This is a genomic window from Bartonella sp. ML69XJBT (assembly GCF_028618515.1).
Classification (GTDB): Bacteria; Pseudomonadota; Alphaproteobacteria; order Rhizobiales; family Rhizobiaceae; genus Bartonella.
In genome coordinates, this window is sequence record NZ_JAQITB010000003.1 from 123,635 (window position 1) to 140,490 (window position 16,856).

13 protein-coding genes are annotated in these 16,856 nt (G+C 38.7%); 11 read left to right on the forward strand and 2 right to left on the reverse strand.

From position 1 onward, the window contains the following. Nucleotides 1-79: 79 nt before the first annotated feature. From PVV68_RS01930 to PVV68_RS01955, 6 genes are all read left to right on the forward strand, one after another. Nucleotides 80-910: an outer membrane protein gene (locus tag PVV68_RS01930; protein WP_273720104.1), complete on the forward strand. Its 831-nt coding sequence runs from the start codon at nucleotides 80-82 to the stop codon at nucleotides 908-910. 339 nt (nucleotides 911-1,249) lie between these two features. Next, a complete protein-coding gene (locus PVV68_RS01935; protein WP_273720105.1) occupies nucleotides 1,250-2,164 on the forward strand; it encodes an outer membrane protein in 915 nt (304 codons plus the stop codon). 353 nt (nucleotides 2,165-2,517) lie between these two features. Further along, nucleotides 2,518-3,354, forward strand: a complete 837-nt coding sequence (locus PVV68_RS01940) for a porin (RefSeq protein ID WP_273720108.1) — start codon at nucleotides 2,518-2,520, stop codon at nucleotides 3,352-3,354. Nucleotides 3,355-3,521: 167 nt separating this feature from the next. Then, nucleotides 3,522-5,423 carry an outer membrane protein gene (locus PVV68_RS01945; RefSeq protein WP_273782598.1) on the forward strand — a complete coding sequence of 634 codons (1,902 nt, stop codon included), beginning with the start codon at nucleotides 3,522-3,524 and terminating at the stop codon, nucleotides 5,421-5,423. Between the two features lie 252 nt (nucleotides 5,424-5,675). Beyond that, complete coding sequence (gene ileS, locus PVV68_RS01950; RefSeq protein ID WP_273782599.1) at nucleotides 5,676-8,591, forward strand: isoleucine--tRNA ligase; 2,916 nt, start codon at nucleotides 5,676-5,678, stop codon at nucleotides 8,589-8,591. A gap of 198 nt (nucleotides 8,592-8,789) precedes the next feature. Further along, nucleotides 8,790-9,287, forward strand: coding sequence for a hypothetical protein (locus tag PVV68_RS01955; protein WP_273720114.1), 498 nt, complete (start codon nucleotides 8,790-8,792; stop codon nucleotides 9,285-9,287). Between the two features lie 129 nt (nucleotides 9,288-9,416). Here PVV68_RS01955 and PVV68_RS01960 read toward each other — a convergent pair whose 3' ends face one another. Continuing rightward, nucleotides 9,417-9,863 (reverse strand): nucleoside deaminase, encoded by a 447-nt coding sequence (locus PVV68_RS01960; protein ID WP_273720115.1) that lies wholly within the window; start codon nucleotides 9,861-9,863, stop codon nucleotides 9,417-9,419. 260 nt (nucleotides 9,864-10,123) lie between these two features. Here PVV68_RS01960 and PVV68_RS01965 point away from each other — a divergent pair, with 260 nt between their 5' ends. The 5 genes from PVV68_RS01965 to PVV68_RS01985 all read left to right on the forward strand — a co-directional run bounded on the left by PVV68_RS01965 (nucleotide 10,124) and on the right by PVV68_RS01985 (nucleotide 14,850). Next, the gene (locus tag PVV68_RS01965) at nucleotides 10,124-11,527 is read left to right on the forward strand and encodes a pseudouridine synthase (RefSeq protein ID WP_273782609.1); all 1,404 of its coding nucleotides are present in this window, start codon (nucleotides 10,124-10,126) and stop codon (nucleotides 11,525-11,527) included. Next, nucleotides 11,508-12,065: a 16S rRNA (guanine(966)-N(2))-methyltransferase RsmD gene (rsmD, locus tag PVV68_RS01970; protein WP_273720118.1), complete on the forward strand. Its 558-nt coding sequence runs from the start codon at nucleotides 11,508-11,510 to the stop codon at nucleotides 12,063-12,065. The genes PVV68_RS01965 and rsmD overlap by 20 nt, the downstream gene beginning before the upstream one ends. Nucleotides 12,066-12,539: 474 nt before the next feature. Then, the gene (locus PVV68_RS01975) at nucleotides 12,540-12,692 is read left to right on the forward strand and encodes a hypothetical protein (protein WP_273782600.1); all 153 of its coding nucleotides are present in this window, start codon (nucleotides 12,540-12,542) and stop codon (nucleotides 12,690-12,692) included. Between the two features lie 347 nt (nucleotides 12,693-13,039). Next, a complete protein-coding gene (locus PVV68_RS01980) occupies nucleotides 13,040-13,888 on the forward strand; it encodes a transketolase (RefSeq protein ID WP_273782602.1) in 849 nt (282 codons plus the stop codon). Further along, nucleotides 13,885-14,850 (forward strand): transketolase family protein, encoded by a 966-nt coding sequence (locus PVV68_RS01985; protein WP_273782604.1) that lies wholly within the window; start codon nucleotides 13,885-13,887, stop codon nucleotides 14,848-14,850. Before PVV68_RS01980 ends, PVV68_RS01985 begins: the two co-directional genes overlap by 4 nt. 846 nt (nucleotides 14,851-15,696) lie before the next feature. On the opposite strand, the gene lldD is transcribed toward PVV68_RS01985, so the two are convergent. Next, complete coding sequence (gene lldD / locus PVV68_RS01990; RefSeq protein WP_273720125.1) at nucleotides 15,697-16,848, reverse strand: FMN-dependent L-lactate dehydrogenase LldD; 1,152 nt, start codon at nucleotides 16,846-16,848, stop codon at nucleotides 15,697-15,699. Nucleotides 16,849-16,856: the final 8 nt, after the last annotated feature.

Genomic DNA, 16,856 nt, shown 5'->3' on the forward strand with positions numbered 1-16,856 from the left:
TAGCTGTGTTATTTTTACTACAGATTTTTTTTTCAGAGGCGTATAGCATTGCGACATAAATAAATATGGAGCAAAATTTATGAATATAAAATCTTTAGTAACGACCTCTGTCGTCGCGTTAATTTCAGCTTCTGCGGTACAGGCTGCTGATGTTATCATCCCTCACGAAACTGCACCTGTTATCAGTGCCCCAACTTTTTCTTGGACAGGTTTTTATCTTGGGGCTCAGATAGGTGGGCGTTCAATGAAATCTGACAAAGATTCCGGTCATTTTTCAAAAAACAATCTTAAGCTTTCCGGTATGCTCGGTGGCCTATACACAGGTTACAATGTTGATCTCGGCAATGGTGTGATCTTCGGCTTGGATACAGATGTTACTTTTGTTGGTAAAAAAGACACAATTGATTCCGGTAAAATGGTTGTTGGAGGAGGAACTGCTAAAAGTCTTCAGGAAATTAATAAAATCCTTACAGAAGCTAAGATCCCACTGAAAGATGGTCTAACAGTTGCAGGTATGGATGAATACACCGAAAGTATTACTATGAAAGAAAAGTGGTCTGGTGCTACACGCGTTCGCATTGGTTTTGCTACTGATCGTATTATGCCTTATATCGCTGGTGGTGTTGCTTATACGCAGATGCAAGGCATTTCCGCAATTGAAGTGAAAAAAGATGCTAATGCTGGTAATGATGCTAATAAGGTTATTGCTTCTGGTACCGTACATGATGAAACAAAGACTCTTGTTGGTTACACCCTTGGTGCTGGTGTTGACTTTGCAATGACAGATAATGTTCTGTTGCGTGCAGAATACCGTTACTCAGACTACGGTAAAAAGAAGTACTTTAAAGACACAGCTGAACTTCAATACAGAACCAATGATTTCCGTGTTGGTGTCGCATACAAGTTCTAATTTTGTAAAAACGAAATTATTCGGATAAAATAAATTACTAAGAAGCTCCGTCTTTGACGGAGTTTCTATTTTTCTGTTACTATATTATCACATAACTAATATTATTGTAGTATTGTGCATTAATTGTAGTAAAAGTATTTTATAAATAACAAACATAAATTATAACTATAGTATCAATAGGTTATGTATAAATTTAATTTGTAAGCTATTGTACAAAACAGAATTATTCAAAGGCTCTATTTTAAACAATTTTTATTTTTGTCATTGTGTTATTTTTACTACAGATTTTTTTTGCATAGGCGTATAGTATTGCGACATAAATAAGTATGGAGCAAATTTATGAATATAAAATCTTTAATAACGACTTCTGTCGTTGCGTTGATTTCAGCTTCTGCGGTACAGGCTGCTGATGTTGTCATCCCTCACGAATCTACCCCTGTTATCACTGCCCCTACCTTTTCTTGGACAGGCTTCTATATTGGGGGCCAAGTTGGCAATTTTTCAAGTACAACGAAGATAACTGTTCCAGGAACAGATACAAGAATTTTTACTAAAGATGAGACACCAAAGCCTTCAGGTTTCATGGGGGGTATTTATGCAGGTTCCAATATAGATCTTGGAAGTGGTCTGATTTTAGGTGTTGAAACCGATGCTGTGTGGGCTGGTCGTGAAGAAACAAAAAAAGCTGCTGGTGTCGATATAAGTTCTGCTCGCGCTACAGAATTGAATACAGCTCTTAAACTAGATCCAAATGCAGATAAGACCGGAGAGGATCATAAAGGTGAAAAACCTTTTAAAGAAGGTGCTACAGCAGGAGCTTTTAGAGGAAACGATAACGTAGTAGAAAGCTATGCTTACAAAGAAAAATGGTCTGGTGCTACACGTGTTCGTATCGGTTTTGCTGCTGCTGATCGTGTCATGCCTTATGTTGCTGGTGGTATTGCTTATGCACAAGTGCAAGGTGTTCAGTCGGTTTCAGGAACAGGACAAAGAGCTAAAGATAAAGGTGATGGGACAATAGAGGCAGGAAAACACGTTTCAGTAGCTTTACCTACTGGTACTTTGTTTGATGAAACAAAGACAATGGTTGGTTTCACCATTGGTGGAGGTATTGATTTCGCTATGACTGATAACGTGCTGTTGCGTGCGGAATACCGTTATTCAGATTTTGGTAAAAAGAAATTTGCAAATAATACACAGGAATTTAGCTATAAAACCAATGATTTTCGTGTTGGTGTGGCTTACAAATTCTAATTTTGTAAAAACGAAATTGTTCGTATAAAATAAATTGCTAAGAAGCTCCGTCAAAGACGGGGTTTCTGTTTTTTTTCTGTTACTATATTATCACATGACTTATATTATTTTGCATACAGAATATCATGACACATTGGTTTTAATAAAAGAAGTTTGTAAATAACAAACATAAATTAGCCCATAATATCAACGTGTTATCTATAAATTTAATTTGTAAGCTATTGTACAAAACAGAATTATTCAAAGGCTCTCTTTTAAATAATTTTTATTTTTATAATTGTGTCATTTTTACTACAGATTTTTTTTCATAGGCGTATAGCATTACAACATAAATAAATTATGGAGCAAAATTTATGAATATAAAATCTTTAATAACGACTTCTGTCGTTGCGTTGATTTCAGCTTCTGCGGTACAGGCTGCTGATGTTGTCATCCCTCACGAAGCTACCCCTGTTATCACTGCCCCTACCTTTTCTTGGACAGGTTTCTATATTGGGGGTCAGATTGGTGGTTTTTCAAGTAAATTTAAGGTAACGAATCCAGATACAAAAGAGAGAATTTTTACTAAAGATGGGGCACCTAAGCCTTCAGGTTTCATGGGAGGAATTTATGTAGGTTCTAATATAGATCTTGGTCATGGTCTCGTCTTAGGTATCGAGACAGATGCTATTTGGGCTGATCGAGGAGATACGAAAAGCTCTTCTTCAGAGACTCTTAATGCTGATGGCGCTATAGAACTTAATCAGGATCTTAAAGAAGCCGGTATTGAGTTGGGGGAGGCAGAGAAATTTGTAGCGGGTGACACGAGAGCGTACGGAGCCACTTTAAAAGAAAAATGGTCTGGTGCTACGCGAGTGCGGATTGGTTTTGCAGTTGTTGATCGCATTATGCCGTATATTTCTGGTGGTATTACCTATGCACAGATGCAAGGAATTGATTGGGTTTCAGGAATAAAAAAATCGGAGAATAATAAGCTAGGTAAGACGATCTCTGCTAATACATTTGATAAAACAAAAATGTTTGTTGGTTATACCCTTGGTGGTGGCATTGATTTTGCGATGACAGATAATGTTCTATTCCGTGCAGAATATCGTTATTCAGATTATGGTAAAAAGAAATTCGATAAGGATGGAAACGAATGTAGCTATAAAACCAATGACCTTCGTGTTGGTGTAGCGTATAAATTCTAATTGCTCTAAAAACAAAGCTAACTAAATTAAAAATAAATTATGAAGAGGTTCTGTCTTTGACGGGACCTCTATTTTTTTTATTTTTTTGTGAATGTGATATTTTTGCTACAGATATTTTACAATAGATGCACTATATACACTCCGTTTTGGATATTTGGAGACATTTTATGAATACGAAACGTTTAATAACGACATCTATTTTCGCTTTGATTTCAGCTTCAACAGTACAGGCAGCTGATGTGGTGATTCCTCATCAACCTACACCAGTTACTTCATCATCTTTTGTGGCGCCTACTTTTACGTGGGAAGGATTTTACTTTGGAGGAGAAGGTGGTGGTTTTTCAAGTAAAACTGATATGAGTATTGTTGGTAAGCACAAAACTGTACCACTGAGTAAAGATTTATCTCCTAAACTGTCAGGTTTTGAAGGCGGTTTGTACGCAGGTTCTAATATTGATCTTGGCGATAACTTTATTTTAAGTATTGATACGGATTTTATTTGGTCTGGACAAAAACACACAAAGACCATTACCATAGGTGCACCTGGAAACAGTGCAGTAGACAATTTGTTATCAAGAGCTCGCAAATCAACAGAATCAGTATCTTCAGCAACAAAAACTGATTCTTTAGTGCCAGCATTCTCAGAGGGGATGCCCAAACAGGAGTCAGCCAAAGTACAAAGAGTAGAGCAAAACGGAACATTACAACCAGCAATACCAGGACAACCAGAATCAAAGAGCTTGCAGGGAAGTGGAGTAGTATTAGTGTCCGCACCAGGAACAGCGGTAACATTATCAGGAGTGAACTCAACAAAAGCGAGCTCAGCAAGGGGATCGGGCACATTAGAATTGGGCAGATCAGAGGCGAACTCAACAGGATCGAGATCATCCGGAGCAACAAACTCATTGGGATCATCAACTTCTGCAACAGCCCCTGCAACAGGAGTGAGCTCATCAGGAGGAGCAGGCCCATTGAGATCATCAATTTCTGCACCCCCCTCTGCAACAGGAGCGAGATCATCAGGAGGGGCTGGCTCATCGGGATCATCAACTTCTGCAGCAATTCGTACAACAAGAGTGAACACATTGGGAACATCAGTAGGAGCAAGCGCATCAGGATTGGGCTCAACAGGAGTGGGCAGATCAGGGGCGAGCTTAACAGGATCGAGCAGATCAACAGGAGTGAGTGTACTAAGAAGCGCCTCTACAGAGGAGGGCTCAGCAAGAGTAGTAGAAGCGCTATCAGCAACACCAAAATCAACAGAAGCACCAGCAGCGCCAAAGCCACCAGCAGCGCCAGAAACAGCAGCGCCAAAGCCACCAGCAGCGCCAGAAACAGCAGCGCCAAAGCCATTAGCAGCGCCAGAAACAGCAGCAGTGTCAAATTTACGGGAAACAACCGTACCGAAAAAACCACTGCTACTGGCGAGATCAGGGTCGTCTAGATCAGAAGTAAATGCTGCTAATGGTGGGGGAAATCATGCTCAGGGGCATGGTACCGGTACTAATCCGCATGGTTCAAGTGCTCGTCAACATGCTGGGGGTAATAATCCACACTCTCCTAATCCCCATGGTGTACAGAGTACAGCTGGACGTAGTGTGCAAGGTGCACAGGAGGAGCAGAATGCTTCTAATATGTATGGTATAGAGCAAATAAAAGAGATAGTTTCTGAACTTGGTCTTGAGGACAATGGTGCTGTTGGAACTTTAAGCCATACTTTGAAGCAAAATTGGGCAGGTGCCACACGGGTGCGTATCGGTTTTGCTGCTGATCGCTTTATGCCTTATGTTGCTGGGGGGGTTGCTTATACCCAGCTTCAAGACACTGTATCAGTATCATTTAAGAGAGATGATGGAACAGTAGTTGCTTCTAAGAACTTAACCGATGAAACAAAGACAATGGTTGGTTATACTATTGGTGGTGGAGTTGACTTTGCAATGCTCGACAATGTTATTTTGCGCGCGGAATATCGTTACTCCGATTTTGGTAAAAAGAAATTTGCAAAGGAAAAATTTGAAATTAAATACACCACCAATGATTTCCGTGTTGGCGTAGCTTATAAGTTTTAATTTGTTTTCAAGAATAAATTTTTGAGAGGTCCCACCAAGCGTGGGGCTTTTATTTTTTGAGAAGATCATTTTTGGCTTTCTTTTCTTGATAGTTTCGTGATAAAGGCCATAGCGTGTGATGATATATCTTCTTGATCGCTGCTTAATACGAATGATAAGCTCGGCTTTCCCTATAGATCAAAAACCAGAGTTGCAGGGTTCAGGGAAGTTATGCACAAATAAATTCGTAAAAGTGGACAAGGATATTTCACAATGACTGTGAAAAATGAAACAATAGATTATTCAAAAACGCTTTATCTGCCACAAACAAATTTTCCTATGCGCGCAGGCTTGCCGCAAAAAGAGCTTGAATTGATGGTTCGCTGGGAAGATATGGGCCTTTATGCACAATTACGCCAACAAGCAAAAGATCGTCCACTTTATATTCTTCATGATGGTCCACCTTATGCAAATGGCCATATTCATATTGGTCATGCTTTAAATAAAGTTTTAAAGGATGTGATTGTGCGTTCATTTCAAATGCGCGGTTTTAACGCAAATTATGTTCCTGGTTGGGATTGTCATGGGCTTCCGATTGAATGGAAGATTGAAGAAAAATACCGTGCAGGGGGCAAAAATAAAGATGATGTACCCCTTAATGAATTTCGACAAGAATGTCGCGAATTTGCACAACATTGGATAACTGTTCAAAGTGAAGAATTTAAACGCCTTGGTGTTATAGGAGATTTTAAGACGCCCTATACCACAATGGCTTTTCATGCAGAAGCACGCATTGCTGCTGAATTGATGAAATTTGCTCTGTCAGATCAGATTTACCGTGGTTCAAAACCTGTGATGTGGTCTGTTGTAGAGCGTACGGCTTTAGCAGAGGCAGAGGTTGAATATCACGATCATGAATCAGAGGTTATATGGGTTAAGTTTCCTATTTTTGAAACAGATTCTCGTGATTTATATGGTGCGCATGTTGTGATTTGGACAACGACACCGTGGACAATTCCGGGGAATCGTGCAGTAAGTTATTCTTCGCAGATTACTTATGGTATGTATGAAGTTGAAAGCGCAGAAAATGATTTTGGTCCTCAAGTGGGAGAAAGACTTCTCTTTGCTGATGCGTTGGCTATGGGGTGTGCAGAAAAAGCAAAACTTGTTTTAAAGCGGTTACGTATTGTTTCTGCGGACGAGCTTAAGAGGCTTATTCTTTCTCATCCACTGAAAGGTTTTGCAGGAAGTTATCATTATAAAATTGCGCTGCTTGATGGTTCGCACGTAACAGAGAGTGCTGGTACTGGTTTTGTTCATACAGCACCAAGTCATGGGCGTGAGGACTTTGAAATTTGGAATGCTTATAAGCCTTTCTTAGAGCAGATGGGTATTGATTCATCTATACCGTTTCCTGTTGATGATGCTGGTTTTTATACCAAGGATGTTCCTGGTTTTGGTCCAGATCGTGAAGGGGGACCAGCGCGCATTATTGATGATAATGGCAAAATGGGTGATGCTAACAAAGAGGTTGTTAACGCTCTCATAGAAGCCGATAAATTATTTGCACGTGGTCGTCTAAAACATTCCTATCCTCATAGTTGGCGTTCAAAAAAGCCGGTCATTTTTCGTAATACACCACAATGGTTTATTTCAATGGATAAAGATTTGGGAGACGGTTCAACTTTACGCAGTCGTGCTTTAGAAGCTGTTTCGAAGACGCGTTTTGTTCCTTCTTCTGGTCAAAACCGTTTATCTTCTATGATAGCAGATCGTCCTGATTGGGTTCTTTCTCGACAGCGATCTTGGGGAGTTCCAATTTGTATCTTTGCCAATGAGGATGGTGTTGTTTTAAAAGATCAGCATGTAAATGAGCGTATTTTACAGGCTTTTGCAGCAGAAGGAGCAGATGCATGGTTTGCTGAAGGAGCACGTGAGCGTTTTTTAGGGGATCGTGCGCATGAACCTTGGCTTCAGGTTTATGATATTCTTGATGTTTGGTTTGATTCTGGAGCAAGCCATAGTTTTGTATTAGAAGATCGAGCTGATTTAAAATGGCCTGCCGATGTTTATTTTGAAGGATCTGATCAACATCGTGGGTGGTTTCAATCTTCTCTTTTAGAAAGTTGTGGTACGCGCACGCGTTCTCCTTATAAGACGGTCGTTACACACGGTTTTACTTTGGATGAAAATGGCAAGAAAATGTCTAAATCCTTAGGCAATACAGTAGTTCCCCAAGAGATCATAAAAACATCTGGAGCTGATATTTTTCGTCTCTGGGTCATGACGACAGATTATTGGGAAGATCAACGTTTAGGTAAGAAAATTCTTCAAACAAATGTGGATTCTTATCGTAAACTGCGCAATGCAATTCGTTGGATGCTTGGAACTTTAGCACATGATGAAGGAGAAGAAATACCTTATTGTGCACTACCAGACCTTGAAAAACTTATATTACATCGGCTTTTTGAACTCGATAAATTGATTAATCAAGCCTATGATGCGTTTGATTTTAAAAAGATTATGCGTGCCTTGTTGGATTTTTCAATCATTGAGTTATCGGCATTTTATTTTGATATACGCAAAGATTCCCTTTATTGTGATGCACCTTCATCGAAAAAACGGAAAGCTTCTTTGCAGGTTGTTCGTGAGACTTTTGAGAGAATGGTAATATGGCTTGCTCCAATGTTGCCATTCACCATGGAAGAAGCTTGGTTAGAGCGTTATCCACAAAGCCAATCGGTACATTTAGAACAGTTTCGCCCTGCACGAGAGGAATGGCAAAACGAATCTTTAGCTGAACGTTGGAAAAAAATTAAGCAAGTCCGTAAAGTTGTGACCGGCGCTTTAGAGCTTGAGCGGGCAGATAAGCGTATTGGCTCATCTTTAGAAGCCGCCCCCATTGTTTTTATTTCTAATCCCACTTTGCTGGAGGCATTAGAAAATTTAGATATGGCGGAAATTTGTATCACCAGTGCCTTAACAATTAAGCGGGATACACTACCTGCTGATGCCTTTACTCTAAGTGATGTAGAAGGCGTTGCTGTGTATCCGGAGAAGGCGCAGGGAAAAAAATGTGCCAGGTCATGGCGTTATACACAAGATATTGGGAGTGATCCAGCTTATCCTGATGTATCTGCTCGCGATGCTGCTGCTTTGCGGGAATTACAGATGCTTGGAAAGATTTAAAACTTTAATGAGGAGGGTGAAATGAGGGTTTATAAAGAGTATTATTACAGTTTAAACTCTGTCATTGATGCGTATAATCTTTTATGATAAAAGGAGATTTCGTTGTTTTTCCGTGGGGGGTAAGTTTGTATGTGGAACAGATCTCCAATAAATGCGGGAAGATCAATTAGCCATATACTTAGGAAAATGAGATAAGCAATGAAAAAACGTGAAGTCAAAATATTGCCGGCAAGCATTTTGAGTATATGCTTTGTGTTAACAGGATGTGGTCTATCCGCTCCTACTTATGGGACAGATAAACCAGTTTCATTACAGTTTTTTGAAGATGTTGCTAACATTGCCTCACTAACACCGACAAATGATAATAGTCAGCTTGTCATGAAACCTCATCCAAAACTTGTGATGCCGAAGTCTGGTTCGCGCTTAGTTTTGCCAGTGCCGCAGCAAGATACAGCAGCATCGAAGCAATATTCTGGTAGTAGAAAAGTTTCTGTTCTTCCAAAAAAACAATTATCAGTTAATGAGTATACCAATGCTGCTGATTCAGACAATATTTCACAGTTGAGAGCGAAGCAACGGCAAGAATATTTACGCCGTCAAAGAGCACGCCTGGGAAGTGCGAAGCATCGTCGCTATCTCACTGAGCCACCTTTGAGTTATCGTCAACCGGCAAAGATTGCACCTGTTGTTAGATAACAGTCGAAGGGTTACAAGGGTGTGAGAAAAATGCTCTGAAAATGAATTTAGATAAAAAGAAGAGCTGTTATTTTTTTAGAGTTCTAATATTGTGAAGAGATAGGTGTTAGAAGTCCGGAGAGGAATTTTTTAACACCGTTTTTGTGCAAAAAAATCTTTAAGCAATTGGGATGCTTCTTTTTCTTTAAAACCAGAATAGATTTCTGGTTTATGATGACAGGTTGGCTGTTGATAAAAGCGTGGACCATGTTCAATAGCGCCTCCTTTGGCGTCGTTTGTTGCATAGTAAAGGCGTCGTATGCGTGCAAATGAAATGGCTGCAGCACACATTGCACAAGGTTCAAGGGTTACATACAGATCGCAATCAGGCAGCCTTTCGCTTTGGAATGTTTCGCAAGCCATACGAATGACACGCATTTCTGCGTGTCCTGTAGGATCATATGCGGCTTTGGTGTAATTACCAGCACGTGCAATGATTGTTTTGCCGCGTGTAATAACGGCACCTACTGGGACTTCTTCTTTTTTTTTTGCCCATTGTGCTTCTAAGAGGGCTATTTCCATAGGAGTTAAAGTCATAGAGTTCTTTCTGCTAAAAGTGTAGAAGTAACAAGATTCTCCACAGAGAACAGTACTAAATGTGTGAGTTATAATTCTTTTATAATGAATTGATATTATTTTTAAAATGTTTAAATCAACTTGTAAGGAAATGGGTACATTATTATTGCTAAAGGATAGAAAATGATAAGTGGTTATGTTACTCCCCCTTATCAGGATAATCGGTATGGTGTGGGGTGACGATTTTTGAACGTATTGGAAGAGGTTGGTGTAAAGAGCAAATGAATGAAAACAATGAGAGTGAGCGGATTGCTAAAAGATTAGCACGCGCAGGTATTGCTTCGCGTCGCGATGCAGAAATGATGATTGTTGCAGGTCGTATTGTTGTTAATGGTAAAGTTGTGACGACACCTGCTTTTAATGTTGCTTACTCTGATGTTATTAAAGTTGATGGTAAACCTTTGTCTCCTATAGAACGAACGCGGTTATGGCTTTACCACAAGCCGGCGGGGCTTGTCACCACGAACCGTGATCCTGAAGGTAGACCCACAGTGTTTAGCAATTTGCCAAAAGGAATGCCTCGTGTTCTTTCGGTAGGAAGGTTGGACATTAATACAGAAGGGCTTTTGCTGTTAACCAATGATGGTGGTTTATCGCGCGTATTAGAGTTGCCTTTAACGGGGTGGGTGCGCAAATATAGGGTTCGTGCCCATGGACGAGTAAAACAGAGTGCACTTGATAACCTTAAAAATGGCATAGCTATTGATGGTATTTTCTATGGTGCGATTGAAGCATCAATTGAACGTGAACAAGGATCAAATATATGGCTTTCTGTAGCTTTACGTGAAGGAAAAAATCGTGAAATAAAAAAGGTTCTTGGTGCATTAGGATTATCAGTTAATCGTTTAATCCGTGTCTCTTATGGCCCGTTTCAGCTTGCTGATTTGGAAGAAGGAGGGGTGCGTGAGATAAAAGGTCGGATGTTACGTGAGCAATTAGGTGAACGTTTAATTATGCAAGCCAATGCAAATTTTGATGCTCCTATTCTGAAACCCTTTTCAAATTCTGTAGTTATTGCAGAAAAACGAAGCGATAAAGATTTTGTTCATAACAATGAAGGTTGGATTTTCTCAAGTGGGAAAGAAATACAGCGTAAAAAACAAGGTGGATCTGCAAAACATAATCAATCACGATTAGGAATAACATCTGATGCAAAATTTATGCGCAAGGATAAGAATGAGGAAGGAAAAGGAGAGCGTTTTTTGCCTCGTTCGCGTCGTTCTAATGTTTGGATGGCTCCTGGCGCACGTCCACAGAGTACACTCAAAAAATCTTTCTATAGTGAAAAATCTTCTTATGAACATAAAAACAGTTTAGCAGATAAAAGATCTTTCCGTAAATCGAAAGAAAAGCTTTCAGATGTTCCATTGCAGAAAGAAAGCGATACTCGTTTTGATCAAAAACATGGTAAAAAATCTTTTGCTGAAATGCGTTCTGTTGGCAAGAAAGGGCGTTTTTTTAAGAAAAAAGAAAAGGTTATGGAAGGCAATAATGATAAACATTCTTTTGAGGATAAGAAAAGGGCTCAATCATTTACTGGTTCCATGAACAAATCTAAAACATATAAGGGAGCGGCAAAAACAGTGAAGAGATCTGGAGGACGAGGTGCGGATCGTCGGCGGTAAATTTGCTGGGCGTGTTTTGTGTGCACCCATGGGACAGTCAATTCGTCCAACAAGTGATCGTACGCGCGAAAGCCTTTTCAATATTCTTGCCAGCCGAGAAGAGCAATTTTGGACCAACAAACGTGTTTTAGATCTTTTTGCTGGTACTGGTGCTTTGGGCATAGAGGCTCTATCGCGGGGGGCAAAAGCTGCTGTTTTTGTTGAAAACTCTGTTGAGGGGCGTGCACTCATACAAAAAAATATTGAAGCTTTTGAATTGCAATCCATGGGGCGCATTTTGCGTCGTGATGCAACAAAACTTGGCAATATTGGCACGATGCTCCCATTTGATGTCGTTTTTGCAGATCCTCCCTATGGACATTGTTTAGGTGAGCGTGCTTTTGTAGAGGTGTTACAAGGGGGCTGGGCAAAAGTGCATGCACTCTTTGTGCTTGAAGAAAAAAAAGATGCAACGATTCATTTACCTGAGACTTTTTATCTCGATGATGAGCGTTTTTATGGTGAGACAGCAATGCGCCTTTATAAACTGCGATCATAGATTTAGGCTTGAGGAAGTCCTCACTTTTATCTGAGAGAGTGAGAAAAATTATTCTATATTACTTTTTATGAAATAATTGCTATTTTAGTCAACAGTGGCTTTTAAATTGTTCAAGAGATGCGAAAGCTTTATACTTCCTTATTTTATCACCCGTATATAATTAGATATATTTTTCTATACGATGCAGCTAAAGATAGAGAACACGATATAAATGCTTTGACCAATACAAGATTTTAATGTCAGTCAAGTAATATCAAGAGAAAGTATTATTACTCTTTGTTTTTGGCGGTCGAGATAATATATTGATTTATAATAATAAATAATCATTCATTCATAGTGAATAATAACTCTGAATACAGTAAATTGTTCTCATCTCAATCTCATATTGCATCAATGAAAATCACTTCCTTGCACCCTATAGCGGGGAAAGCGTGGGGATAAAAACACTTCAAGAGAAGAGTAAAAATATCTTTTATGAACACTCTCAGGTGCCAAGAGCTATTGCGATATTGGGGGCAGGCAAATAAGCTTGATGGCGATAGTTTGCATCGTCATAAGCATAAAGAAATGATGCACGAAGGCTTTTCTTATACTATCATGAGCCTATTACGAAATGGGCTTGAGTAAATTGAGAAATATTGAAAAAAAGCGCATATCTTGGCAAGACAATGGCATTTTGTCGCGTTCTGTTTTGCATAAGCGGCGTGTTTCCATGAAGAACGCGCTAAAAAATAACATGAAACAATGGATAATTTCTGTGAGATAAAACTCTTGATAAGATTATCTCAAGACGCAATCTTTAAAATTGAATGAGTTAATAATTCTATGTCTTTTCTCTCTGCACAAATTTTATCACATTTAAATCCTCTTTATCATGGGGTAATGATCTTACACGTTTAAAATAAAGATTAAGTAGTGTATAAAATCACAATTTGAGGTGGTTTTTATAAATCTTTTAAGGGGGGGGAGAAGATATGGCTTATGCAACCAATAAAGCAGATATTGATGATGCGATTTATGCTCTTCGTTTACGCCTTAAAATACTTGATCTTATTAGAAAAGCAAAATCTGGTCATACGGCTGGAAGCCTTTCCTGTATTGATTTTATTTATATCTTATACAAACATATTCTTCAAATAAATCCAAAGCGTATCCATGATCCCAATCGCGATCGATATGTTCAAAGTAAGGGGCATGCGGTTGAAGCATTATATATTGTATTATCAGAAATGGGATATTTTGCCCCTCAACTTCTTGATACTTATTTAAACTTTGGTTCAGATTTTATTGGTCATGTCACTAAAAAAGTCTCTGGTATAGAACAAAGCACAGGTTCTCTTGGGCATGGTTTATCTCTTGGTGCAGGAATGGCTCTTTCTGGACAGCTTAATTCTCAATCTTATCGTGTTTTTGTGCTTCTTGGTGATGGCGAAATGACAGAGGGTTCTGTTTGGGAAGCTGCACTTTTTTCAGCACATTATAAACTGAGCAATCTCATCGCCGTTGTTGATAGAAATCGGTTACAAATTACAGATAAAACGGATGTCTTAATGAAAACAGAGCCCTTAGCAGATAAATTTACAAGTTTTGGCTGGCATGTTGTAGAAATTGATGGTCACGATATGGCCCAATTGAAAACATCATTAAAATTACTTCCATTTCATCAGGATAAGCCAACAGCAATCATTATGAATACCATAAAGGGAAGTGGAATTTCCACTATGGAAAATGACATAATTTGGCACCATAAAGTTCCAACAGATGAGGAATATAATCTTGCTGTCAAAGAAATTGAAACAAAAATTCAATTAATGGGAATATGAGTGTGGATCATCTTCATCAAAAAACACAAAATGCCGTGAAGTTTTCAAACCTCGAAATCTTAAATAAGACTCTTATAAAAATAGCGCAATTTGATAAAGATATTGTTGTTTTAACAGCTGATTCACGCTTATCTGGAAAGATTGATCAATTTGCAAAGCTCTATCCAGAGCGTATTATAGAAGTTGGAATTGCTGAACAAAATTTAGTAGGTGTTGCTGCTGGTCTTGCTTCATGTGGCAAAAAGCCTTTTGTTGTTTCGCAGGCTTGTTTTTTGACAACGCGTGCCCTTGAACAAATAAAGGTAGATGTCGCTTATTGTGAAAATCCTGTTCGGTTAATTGGTATTAGTGCTGGTATTAGCTATGGGCCACTTGGGGCAACCCATCATGCTATTGCCGATTTTGCTTCGCTTCGTGCCATTCCCAACATACACATTATGGCTCCTGCCGATAATAAAGAAACAGAAGCTGCAATTCTTTCGACGTTAAGCAGTCCTATGCCTGCTTATATACGTTTAGGAAAGCGTGCTCTTACAAATATTCATAAAGATGCTGCAAAAATTGATATCAATAAAGCTTCTGTTGTAAAAAAAGGAAAAGATATTCTCTTACTTGCCACTGGTGAAGCGGTGCAGATTTGTCTTAAAGCGGCTGAAGAACTCAAAAAATATGAAATTATACCAACAGTTGTCAGTGTACCAACAATTCGCCCTTTAGATAACGCATCTGTATTAGAATTTTGTAAATCCCACCGTTCTGTCGTTGTTTGTGAAGAACATAGCATAAATGGAGGGCTTGGAGAAGCAATTGCGAGATTACTCATGGAACAGAACATTGTCTGTAAATTTGTTTCATTAGGAATACCAGATGAACCAATCTGTAATGGAAGTCAATTAGATGTTCTAGCACATTATGAAATCAGTAAAGATGGTATAACGAAAAAGGTACTAGCAATGATATAATATACACAAAACATGAAACTTGCTTGCTCATGTGTTTTCCAGCTTAAACAATAACGTATTGAGAATGCAAAAAATGAGATAAATAAGCATATTAAATTGCGCTTTTTTATTGCTTAAAAACGGATTTCACCAAAGCCATATCATATCCATAGAATATATGATTCAATAAATTCCACATAAATTATAGCTCATAATAACACATATTATTTTTTAATAAAATTAGTTTATATGCATTAACAATTTAATTGTAAATTAAAATAACACTAAATAAAATTTATAACTTTAATTTTTATAACAATATAAAAAAATGATTAAGATATTATTTTAAACGTTTTTATAAATAGGAGGGGAAAATGCTCATAGCATTATTTATAAGGATTTTTTCTATATCAACAGTTATTATGACTTTAATAGCAGCGCTTGTTCATTATTATTAGGCTTTTGTCTTTCCTATTATCGTAGTTATGCTGTAAAACACTGTTATTTGAGGTGTGGTGATATAAGGTATGTAAAATTTTGCACATTAAGTATTTTTAGGTAATGTAATAAATGCTCAGAGCAGGATTTGTCCATAGAACCTCTGAAATGAATCATACAAATGGTCAGCAGGTGGCGTCTGCTAGACAAGAAACTGGATTATTTATAGACCTTGCACTGGTAGGAAGCTTCGTCATTTGAGATGTGAAGAGGGGAACAATATAGTTATGAGGCATTTTCTATCACTTTATAGAGAAGATTTTTGAGCTGTTCGCTTTAATGTTAGCTGTTAACATGTTTGTGAAATATACAAATATGCTTCTTTATAAAAAAGATTTTTTTCTTTTTAAGTAATAGAGGATATTGTTTTTATTGCTCAAAAACATATGAATTTGCCAAACTTTCGTGTGTAATATCTTTAACTGTGCGAGCACCGGTTAGTGTCATAGCGACCCGCATTTCATTTTCGAAAAGATCAAGCAGTTGAACAACACCTTTCTCACCGGCTGCTGCAAGTGCATAAACAAAAGCTCGACCAATCATAACAGCATCCGCACCCTGTGCTATCATACGTACAACATCAAGACCAGAACGCACACCAGAATCCGCTAAAATAGTCAAATCTCCCTTTACAGTTTCCGCAATTGTTGGCAATGCCCGTGCCGTTGATAAGACACCATCAAGTTGACGTCCTCCATGATTGGAAACAACAATACCATCAGCACCAAATTGTAATGCTTCTCGTGCATCTTCTGGATCAAGAATACCTTTCAAAATCATCTTTCCCTTCCAAAAGTCTCGAATCCATTGCAAATCACGCCAACCAATTGAGGGATCAAAATTTTCTCCAAGCCAACCAACATAATCGTCCAATGCAATCTTTTTTTGCAAATAGGTAGAAACATTTCCAAGATCATGTGGACGTCCCATAATACCAACATTCCAAGCCCAATGTGGATGGGTAAAAGCTTGTAAAACACGGCGTAACCCAGCATAAGGACCAGACATTCCAGAATGCGCATCACGATAACGTGCACCAGGAACTGGCATATCAACTGTAAAAACCAAAGTGCGTATCCCAGATGCCCAAGATCGTTCTAATGCATCACGCATAAATCCGCGATCTTTGAGAACATAAAGTTGAAACCAAAATGCACTTCCAACAGCTTTTTGCACTTCTGCAATGGGGCAGACTGAAACTGAGGATAGAGTAAAAGGTATCCCTTTTGCAACGGCAGCGCGTGCAGCTTGTACCTCACCACGACGTGCATACATGCCAGTTAGTCCAACAGGTGCAAGTATAATGGGTAAATGAAGTGTTTGATCAAAAAGCTTAAGTGAAAGATCAACTTTATCAATTTGCTTGAGAATCCTTTGGCGTAGTGCAAGCGCTTGAAGATCTGTAAAATTACGTCGCATCGTTTCTTCAGCATAAGCTCCACCATCGATATAGTGAAAAAGGAAAGGAGGAAGGCGGCGTTTTGCTGCTTTACGGTAATCAACTGTTGAGGAAATAATCATGAAGTGCA

Coding starts and splice junctions, on each gene's coding strand:
- PVV68_RS01985 (WP_273782604.1), top strand. CDS start 13,885: ATGAGTGTGGATCATCTTCATCAAAAAACACAAAATGCCGTGAAGTTT.
- PVV68_RS01965 (WP_273782609.1), top strand. CDS start 10,124: ATGAATGAAAACAATGAGAGTGAGCGGATTGCTAAAAGATTAGCACGC.
- PVV68_RS01955 (WP_273720114.1), top strand. CDS start 8,790: ATGAAAAAACGTGAAGTCAAAATATTGCCGGCAAGCATTTTGAGTATA.
- PVV68_RS01945 (WP_273782598.1), top strand. CDS start 3,522: ATGAATACGAAACGTTTAATAACGACATCTATTTTCGCTTTGATTTCA.
- PVV68_RS01930 (WP_273720104.1), top strand. CDS start 80: ATGAATATAAAATCTTTAGTAACGACCTCTGTCGTCGCGTTAATTTCA.
- PVV68_RS01960 (WP_273720115.1), bottom strand. CDS start 9,863: ATGACTTTAACTCCTATGGAAATAGCCCTCTTAGAAGCACAATGGGCA.
- PVV68_RS01940 (WP_273720108.1), top strand. CDS start 2,518: ATGAATATAAAATCTTTAATAACGACTTCTGTCGTTGCGTTGATTTCA.
- PVV68_RS01975 (WP_273782600.1), top strand. CDS start 12,540: ATGAACACTCTCAGGTGCCAAGAGCTATTGCGATATTGGGGGCAGGCA.
- PVV68_RS01980 (WP_273782602.1), top strand. CDS start 13,040: ATGGCTTATGCAACCAATAAAGCAGATATTGATGATGCGATTTATGCT.
- PVV68_RS01935 (WP_273720105.1), top strand. CDS start 1,250: ATGAATATAAAATCTTTAATAACGACTTCTGTCGTTGCGTTGATTTCA.
- lldD (WP_273720125.1), bottom strand. CDS start 16,848: ATGATTATTTCCTCAACAGTTGATTACCGTAAAGCAGCAAAACGCCGC.
- ileS (WP_273782599.1), top strand. CDS start 5,676: ATGACTGTGAAAAATGAAACAATAGATTATTCAAAAACGCTTTATCTG.